The organism is Candidatus Cloacimonadota bacterium, from assembly GCA_034661015.1.
Classification (GTDB): Bacteria; Cloacimonadota; Cloacimonadia; order JGIOTU-2; family JGIOTU-2; genus JAYEKN01.
The window spans coordinates 1-1,457 of the sequence record JAYEKN010000291.1 but is presented as its reverse complement, the minus strand read 5'-3'; the positions used below and the strand labels follow the sequence as shown (position 1 = coordinate 1,457).

Annotated in this window: 1 pseudogene; it reads right to left on the bottom strand. The window is 35.3% G+C overall.

Annotated elements, in window-relative coordinates:
• Nucleotides 1-229: 229 nt before the first annotated feature.
• Nucleotides 230-430: pseudogene (locus U9P79_10115) on the bottom strand (GDP-mannose 4,6-dehydratase).
• Between the last annotated feature and the right edge of the window lie 1,027 nt (nucleotides 431-1,457).

Here is a 1,457-nt window from a genome sequence, read left to right as displayed (position 1 = left end):
ATTTTGATACTACGTAAACCATGTACATTTTTAATCTCCTTAATTAAAAGGTCATAAATACCAGCGAACTGGTTAAGTTTCCCTGAGTCGCTTGTGGGATTCGCAGGGTTTGGACTGGGAAAATCAATAATCAACAAAGTGCTACCCACAAGTATACCCTGTGGTCTAACCTAATCACTAATTACGACTCAAAATTGCTGCTTCTTGAGCGTAATTGATGTTTAAATTAGACCTCGTGCCTTATAAATTCAAATTTTGGGTTTTGCAAAAGATGAATGATGTTTTGTTTCGAACTTGTAAAACAATTATCAATACATATAACCTCATTGCCATTATTTAATAATTGCTCACAAAGATGAGAACCTAAAAACCCGCATCCTCCTGTTATAGCAATTTTTTTTGAAGATCCAATTGTTATTTTTTCAGTCATTAGTTTTGTCCATATTTAGAGAATTATTATATCTGCAATAATCTTTATCAGGATTTCAATGATGATTCAACTTTTTAAAAATAAATTGGTATTAACTATAGTACCGGTCAAATGACCTGATACCAAAATTCAACCTTAAATCCTTGCAGGACAAGGGTTTGAAGCCCAAAAAGAGTATCAAGTCATGTGACCCTCACTATAATGGACTGGTTTTTTGGTATTTTGCTATTTTCTACTTGTTGTGCTAATATTTATTTATGAAAAAGATCAAAACTAAAACACGCTGGCACAGACTGTTTGGAAAGCTTCTTGAGGAATTTGCTTACACCCATCGGCATAACCGTTATAACCGGCATACCCTAAAGGGCAGAAACTGGCCGGAGCATGGTCATTCTCATCGGTCACAATACCCTAAAAGGGCAGAAACCAAAATATGGGTCGAAGACGCGAAGCCAAGTCATGCGATTGCAGTACGTTGGACGGACTTTCATATAAATTTCCGGTTATGAATAATCCTCCGGAATCTGACATTCTGCTTTTAAGAAAAAATCAGGGAGATGGAAAAATATAATCATCCAAATGAAAAATGTAACCATCTGATATTTTAGCGTTATTTTTTTAAACTGGACAAGTATTAAATTCCCTCTCCCTCAGACTGAATGGTCAAAAGAACAACTTGCACTCCTGCCTGATGGTATCAGAGAGAGCAAGGCAGGCCATATATTGATTGAGTTTAAATACAGTGAGTCTGTTAACAAAAATGCGGGTTTGGTTCTAACGTCGGCCATATATCCTGATTGCAGGAACAACGGAGGGGTCAGGCTTAACAATTAATTGAAAATTGATAATTGATAATTGAAAATTCATAATTGAAAATTCATAATTGAAAATTCATAATTCATAATTCATAATTGATTTGTGTCGTTATCAAACCTTGAAGATAATTAACCAAAAAAGTCAAGATAATGACAATAACGAAAGCCCCCACCATCAAGTGGCCGAATATAGAACCAAGCCCAAAAATGCC